General features: G+C 71.0%; 6 protein-coding genes. 5 read left to right on the forward strand and 1 reads right to left on the reverse strand.

Annotated features, from left to right (window positions below; genetic code table 11):
- The first annotated feature begins 70 nt into the window (after positions 1 to 70).
- The 3 genes from IP83_RS17780 (at position 71) to IP83_RS17790 (ending at position 3550) form a co-directional block, all read left to right on the forward strand.
- Complete coding sequence (locus tag IP83_RS17780) at positions 71 to 928, forward strand: LysR family transcriptional regulator (RefSeq protein WP_054123577.1); 858 nt, start codon at positions 71 to 73, stop codon at positions 926 to 928.
- Positions 929 to 992: 64 nt separating this feature from the next.
- Entirely contained in the window at positions 993 to 2276 is a 1284-nt protein-coding gene (locus IP83_RS17785; protein WP_054123578.1) for a polysaccharide pyruvyl transferase family protein, read from the forward strand.
- Positions 2273 to 3550 carry a glycosyltransferase gene (locus IP83_RS17790; RefSeq protein ID WP_082364817.1) on the forward strand — a complete coding sequence of 426 codons (1278 nt, stop codon included), beginning with the start codon at positions 2273 to 2275 and terminating at the stop codon, positions 3548 to 3550. Before IP83_RS17785 ends, IP83_RS17790 begins: the two co-directional genes overlap by 4 nt.
- On the opposite strand, the gene IP83_RS17795 is transcribed toward IP83_RS17790, so the two are convergent.
- Positions 3490 to 3969, reverse strand: coding sequence for a hypothetical protein (locus IP83_RS17795; protein ID WP_156309837.1), 480 nt, complete (start codon positions 3967 to 3969; stop codon positions 3490 to 3492). The genes IP83_RS17790 and IP83_RS17795 overlap by 61 nt on opposite strands.
- A gap of 255 nt (positions 3970 to 4224) precedes the next feature.
- Between IP83_RS17795 and IP83_RS17800 the strand changes: the two genes are divergently transcribed.
- Both IP83_RS17800 and IP83_RS17805 read left to right on the forward strand, forming a co-directional pair.
- Positions 4225 to 5514, forward strand: a complete 1290-nt coding sequence (locus IP83_RS17800) for an outer membrane beta-barrel protein (RefSeq protein ID WP_197274431.1) — start codon at positions 4225 to 4227, stop codon at positions 5512 to 5514.
- Between the two features lie 4 nt (positions 5515 to 5518).
- Entirely contained in the window at positions 5519 to 6733 is a 1215-nt protein-coding gene (locus tag IP83_RS17805; RefSeq protein ID WP_054123581.1) for a cell wall hydrolase, read from the forward strand.
- Positions 6734 to 7039 lie beyond the last annotated feature (306 nt).

Genomic DNA, 7039 nt, shown 5'->3' on the forward strand with positions numbered 1-7039 from the left:
GCATCAGCTTATGGCAAACCGCAGCTTCGGAAAAATTGAATTTTCGCGGCGGTTGGTATAGGAAAAACCTATGCTGAGCCGCCGCCACCTGCGCCAATTCCTCGCTCTCGTCGATACCGGCTCGTTCACCGCCGCGGCGAACCAGCTCCACGTCGCGCAGCCCACGCTCTCCGCCGGGATCGCTGAACTCGAACGCGAACTCGGCGCCGCCGTCATCCTGCGCGAACGCCGCGCGCTGCGCCTCACCGAAGCGGGCAACCGCCTCCTCGTCCACGCCCGCATGATCGAGCGCGAGTTCGGCCTTGCCGAGCGCGGGGTTACCGCAGCACCCACCCCCGCCCCGCCGCTGCGCCTCGGCGTGATCGCCTCGCTTTCCACCCGCATGGTTGCCGCCGTGGCCGCTCGCTTCGCGCCGGGCCGCCTAACCCTCACCGAAGCACCCGCCGCGGACCTGAGGCGCCGCCTCGCCGAACACCGCCTCGATGCCCTCCTCACCACGCTCCACGGCGCCGAGGCAGGCGCCGAGGTCCTGCTCGAGGAAGGCTATGCCATGCTGCTCCCCGCCGCCCACCGCTTCGCCGCGCGCGCCCAGCTGCTGCCCGAGGAACTGGCGGGTGAGACGATGATCGCCCGCCGCTCCTGCGAGATTCTCGCCGAAACCAGCCGTTTCTTCACCGCGCGCGGGGTGCGCCCCCACTTCGCCTTGCGCAGCGCCAACGACGACCGCTGCCTCGCGCTCGTCGCTGCCGGCGCCGGGGTGACCACCGCCCCCGTCTCGCTCGCCGGAGAAGGCACGGTCGCCGTCCCCCTGCAAGGCTACGACTATCGCCGCCGGATCGGCCTGATCACCGCAACCGGCCAGGAAGACCGGATCACCGCCAGCGGCCTCACCGCAATCCTGCGCGAGGTGCTTTCCGCGCCGGACTGATCGCCTCGATTCCGGGTCTATCCGCGCTTGCTGCGAGGCCGGATGCCATGACACCTCCCCCGGCATGACCGTGGCGACCTCCCCTTCCCCGGCGCGCCGGATCGCGCTGCTCAATGTCAAGTACAGCCCCAATCTGGGCGATGGGCTCCTGTCCGAATGCCTCGAGGCGGAACTGGCGCGCACGTTCCAGTGGATCGCGCCGGGGACCGAGGTCTTCTCGATCGATCTCGCCGGCCGCCGCGCCTATCCCGCCATCGCTCCCAGCCGCCGCGCCGCCATGATCGGCCTGCTCGAAGCGCTGCCCGCTGCGCTGCGCCGCCTCGCCACCCGCGCCGCGCTCACCGTGCTGGTGCGCCTGCGGCTGCGGCGCCACGTCCGCATGCGGCTCGCGGGGTGCGATGCGGTCGTCCTCGGCGGCGGCAATCTGCTCACCGATGCCGATCTCAATTTCCCGATGAAGATCGCGGGCGCTCTCCAGCAGGCCGCCAAGCTCCGCCTCCCCGTCGCGGTCTACGGCGTTGGCGCCAATCGCCAGTGGTCGGCCACCGGCAAACGCCTGTTCGGCCGTGCGCTGCAATCGGCCAAGCTCGCCTATGCCGCCGTGCGCGATGCGCGCAGCCAGTCGGCCTGGCGCGATCTGCTCGTGCCGCAAGGCGTGCGCCCCGCCGCGCTCAGCGGCGATCCCGGCCTCCTCGCCAGCTGCCACTTCCCTCGCCCGCCGCTCCCCTTTGATGCGCCGCTGGCGGGCCTGTGCATCACCGCCCCGATGGCGCTGCGCTATCACGCCACTGGCCCGGAGGCGGGCACCGCCGCCGATGCCCGCCCCGCGCTCGATGCGTGGTATGGCACCGCCGCCCGCGCGCTGGTCGAGGCCGGTTTCCGCGTCGCCCTGTTCACCAACGGCAGCCCGGAAGACCGCGACTATCTCGCGGCGATGGGCCCGGCGTGGATCCTCGCGGCCAAGGGTCCGGTCACGATGACCAATCCCTTCGCCAATCCGGCCGAGATGATCCGGTTCATCGCCGGCTGCCAGCTCATCGTCGCGCACCGCATGCATGCCTGCATCGCCGCGCATTCCTTCGCGATCCCCACCATCGGCCTGCGCTGGGATGTCAAGCTCGACAGCTTCTTCGCGCTCGCCGGGCGCGGCACCTTCATCGCCGATACCGCCTCGCTCGATGCCTCCGCACTCACCGCGCTCGCCCGCAAGGCGGCGGCCGAAGGCGTCGATCGCGCCGCGCTGGAGGAGCTCATCGCCAATACCCGCCGTGATATCGCCCGCATGGCCGCCGCCCTTGCCCGCGCGATGCAGCCCCCATCCGGGCTGCCAGTGAAGGAAGCCGCATGAACCCCGCACCCGATCGCATCGTCGTCATCAACGATCTCTCGCATCCGATGGGCGGCGCCAGCGCGCTCGCGGTAAGCTCCGCCCGCCGCTTCGCCGAACGCGGGTACCCGGTCGCGCTCCTGGCGGGAGACGCGCCCGATCCTGCGCTCGCGCTTGCCGGCATTGCCGTCACCGGGCTCGGCCAGACGCGCCTGCTCGGCCGCAGCGGCGCCCTGCTCGATGGCCTGTGGAACCGCGCGGCGGCGCGCATGGTGCGGCAGTGGATTGCCGAGAACGACACCGCGCGCACGGTCTATCACCTCCACGGCTGGTCGCAGATTCTCTCGCCCTCGGTCTTCGCCGCGCTCGCTCCGGTGCGCTCGCGGCTGGTGATTTCGGCGCACGATTTCTTCCTCGCCTGCCCCAACGGCGCGTTCACGCAATTCCGCACCGGCGCGCTGTGCCCACACACCGCGCTCTCGCGCGCCTGCCTTGCCGAACCTTGCGACCGCCGCGGCCAGGCGCACAAGCTCTGGCGCGTCGCCCGTCATGCCCTCCAGCGCCTCGCCTTCCAGCCGCAAAGCGCGCCTCCGGTGCTGGCGATCCACGCCGGCATGCGCCCGATGCTCGCCCGCGCCGGCATCCCGCCCGAAGTGATCCACCCGCTGCCCAACCCGGTCGTCCCCTTCAGCAAGACGCGCATTCCCGCCGAGCGCAACGACGCGGTGCTCTTCGTCGGCCGGATCGAGGCGACCAAGGGCGCCGACCTCGCGCTTGCCGCCGCGCGCCGCGCCAGCCTGCCGATCATCCTCATCGGCGAAGGCGCCGATCGCGCCCGCCTTGCCGCCGAATACCCGGAGGCCCATTTCGCCGGGCGCCTCGCTCCGTCCGCCATCGGCGCGCTCGCTGCCACCGCGCGCATGCTCGTGATGCCCAGCCGCTATCCCGAACCCTACGGCCTCGTCGCGATGGAAGCCGCGCTGTCGGGCCTGCCGGTCATCCTCCCGCCCACCGCGCTGCTTGCGGCCGGCCTGGTTGCCGCAGGCGCGGCAGCCACCGCCGATCCGCAAGACGTCGCCGCCCACGCCGCGCTCCTCTCCGCGCTGGCACACGACGATGCGAGGGTAGCGGCGATGAGCCGTGCCGGATTCACCGCCACGCGCCACCTTGCCCTGTCACCGGAGGAATGGATCGATCGCCTGATGGCGCACTACACTGGCCGGCTCGGGCCGGTTCAGGCCCCTGCCGCCGCCCGATCCGGATCCAGATCGGAGCTGATCGCCGCTGGCGCATAAGCCACCGTCGGCTCCGGCACGACGGTCCACACCCGCCGGTCCAGCTCGCCCAGCGGCCTGTAGGGATTGCTCCGCGCCAGCTGCCGCAAGTGCTGCACCTTGATCGGCACGATCACCAGGCTCAGCGTCGCCAGCACCACCGCCCAGCGCCACAAGGCGAAATGGCCGCTCTGGATCGCGGCCATGAACTCGGCATACGTCAGCCAGATCGCCAGCGCGCCGAGCAGTTCGGAACTGCGCTGGCTGGGCAGTGCCAGCAAGGTCAGCACGGCGAGGAACAGCGCGCCGACCCCGGCCAGCTCCAGCGTCAGCCGGTCGGTCACATAGCCCGCCGTCAGCGCAAACGCGATCAGTAGCGCACCGATGCGGGCGAACCGGGTCACATGGCCGGGCGTGATGCGGGCGGTCAGACTGTCCATGGCCGCGAGCATGCCCCAACCTGCTCAAGGAACGCTTTCGCCCGGTGGTTAACGCCGCGCCAACGAAAGGCTCCGCATTGGGCACGGCTGAAAATGCCCAAACTCCCGGCACTAAACCCGCATCAGGGGCCGAACCCTAAGGGAGATTGCTCGTATACGGGGCTAATTGCGCGAAAGCATGGCGCGAAAGAATGGTACCCCCGGGCCATGGGACCCACACGGCACAGCATCCGGGGCAGCATCACGGATCGGGCGATGGCTATCAGACAGGCGCGGCAATCGCGGGCGCTTCCGCTCTGCCTGCTCTGCCTTATCGCGCCGTTTGCCGATGCCCACGCGCAGACCACCGTCGATCCGCGGATGGAGCGCGATACCGTCGGCGCCCGCTCGCGGCCCGAAGTGGAAACCGCGGGCGCCCGCGTCGGCGCGCTGCTCATTTCCCCCAGCTTCGGGATCGAGGCTGATGCCACGGACAACATCTACGCGCGAAGCGACACAAAGCGCGGCGATGTCGCGCTCGCCATCCTCCCCGCGCTGGCCGTGCGCTCGCAATGGTCCCGCCACGCGCTCGGCCTCTCGGCAGAGGGCACGGTCAAGCGCTACGCCAGGCGCACGACCGAGAATATCGAAACATACGCCGTCAAGCTCGATGGACGGCTCGACCTTTCGGGCGACACGCGCTTGTCCGGCGACATCGGCACCGCCCGCCGGATCGAGCCGCGCGGCACCACCGGCGATACGCTGTTCGGCGCCGCCCCGATCGCCTTCACCCAGCTTTCCGGCGGCGGAGAGATCGAGCAGACGTTCGCCCGCGCCCGCTTGACCATCGCCGGCCGCTACGAACGCTTTCTCTACGAAGACCGCGAACTCGGCGGCACCCTGATCGACCTGTCCCAGCGCGATTACGAAGCGCTCACCGGCTCCTTCCGCGCCGCCATCGGTGTTGGCCCCGGCGTCGCCACCTTCGCCAGCCTCGCCTACAACCGCAACCGCTACCTCACTACGCCCGCAGGCCAGCCCAGCCGCGATTCCCACGGTTTCACCCTGCTCACCGGCGTCGCCTTCGGGCTCAACCGGCTGCTGCAAGGCGAACTGGGCGTGGGCTGGGTGCGGCAGGATTTCAACGCCCCGGTCTTCCCCCGCATCAGCGGCCTTGCGTACAACGCGCAATTGCGCTGGAGCCCGACGCGGCTCACCACCGTGCGCCTCTCCGGCGGCCGCACCTTCCAGCGCTCGCCGATCATCGGCGTCGCCGGCATCCAGCAGCACGAAGTCACGCTCTCTGCCGAGCACGAGTTGCTGCGCACCCTCATCCTGCGCCCCTCGCTGCGCTATCTCGTTGCCGATTTCCAGGTGCCCACCGGCGCGGCGAAGCGGCAGGAGCGCTATTTCACCGGCGCATTCGGCGCGACATGGCGGCTCACCCAGCACCTCGAAGTCGCTGCCGACTATGCCCACAGCCTCGGCCGCAATTCGGGCGCGGTCGATCCCGGCCGGGCCTATGATCGCAACCGCGCCACCATTTCCATCCGCTGGCGGCTCTAGGGCGATGGCCAGCCTGCCGCGCGACAGCCGCTTTGACGCGGACCAGCCGCCGCCCCTCCCCGAATGGGCCGCCAGTCCGCGCCTGCCCGTGCTTCCCCCCGTGGCCCTGCGCCTCCTCATCGCGCTCCTCTTTCTGGCAGCGCTGGCAGCCGCGCTGACGCTGCTCGCCCCGCCCCGCGCCGGCCCGCAGGTGCGCTTCGCCTTCCCGCCCCCGCTGCCCGATCCCGCCGCGCTGCTCCCCTATGCGCCCGAGACCGCGCGCGCCGCCAACGCCGCCATCCCCATCGACCCGCCCCGCGCCGCCGCCCCCGCCTTCCACCTCGGCACCGCAGACGCGCTCCCGCAGGCCCGCGCGCTCGATTGCCTCGCCGCCGCCGCGTGGTACGAAGCCGGAGACGATCCGTCCGGAATGCGCGCCGTCGCCCAGGTCGTGCTCAACCGCGCCCGCCATCCGGCTTTCCCTGCCAGCGTCTGCGGCGTGGTGTTCCAGGGTGCGGAGCGGACGACCGGCTGCCAGTTCAGCTTCACCTGCGATGGCGCGATGCTATCCCGCCATCCCGGCCCCGTCGCCTGGGCGAGAGCGCGCGCGGTCGCCGCCGCAGCCCTCGCCGGTGCCGTCGATCCGCGCGTCGGTCTCGCCACGCATTACCATGCAGACTACGTCGTCCCCATCTGGCGCAGCGGTCTCGTCAAGCTGGCGCAAGTCGGCCTCCACTTGTTCTACCGCTGGCCGGGCGACTGGGGCTCCCCCGCCGTCCTGCGCGCTGCCGGCGGCAGCGAGGAACCCCGCATCGCCGCGATGGCCGCGCTCTCCCCCGCCCACGGCGGCGCGGAAGGTCTGCCTGCCGCCGCCGCCCCGCTCGCCTACCTCCCGCTCGAAGAACCGGAAACCCCCTCCAGACCCACCCCGACACTCGCGCCCAAGGTCGCCGCCCCGCAGGCCGACAGCACCCGTATCGTCCTCACCCTCGATCCTGCCGCCTTCCCCGGCACGTACGCCACCCGCGCCCTCGCCGCCTGCGCCGACCGCGACCGCTGCGCCGTCATCGGCGAATTCCCCGCAACCCCCGCCCAAACCCCCGCGTTCCTCTACGTCCGAGACCGCCGCACCGGCGCCGAAGGCGCCTGGTGGGACTGCGCCGCTCTCCCCCGCGCCAACCCCCGGCGCTGCCTCCCCAAAGGCACCGCCCTTGCCCGGCTGCTGGCGGAGTGGGGGTAAGGCTAGGGGTAACGAAAGATGCCACGCGATCAAAACCTTACCCAATCCCCCTCCCGCTTGCGGGAGGGGTTAGGGGTGGGCCAGCAGCACTGACCGACCAATCTCACACCGCGTCACCCCGGACTGGGCTCCGGGGTCCCGCTTCTCGGGGCAACCACCGCGCTTGCAGGCAAAAGGCGGGACCCCGAGTCAAGGCTCTCCTGAGCGAAGCCGAAGGACCAGGGGTGATGAAAAAATCTCGTCCAATCAGAACCTTCGTCATTCCCGCGCAGGCGGGAATCCAGAGCGGCAAACGCAGCGCCAGCA

Source organism: Novosphingobium sp. AAP93, from assembly GCF_001296055.1.
GTDB lineage: Bacteria > Pseudomonadota > Alphaproteobacteria > Sphingomonadales > Sphingomonadaceae > Novosphingobium.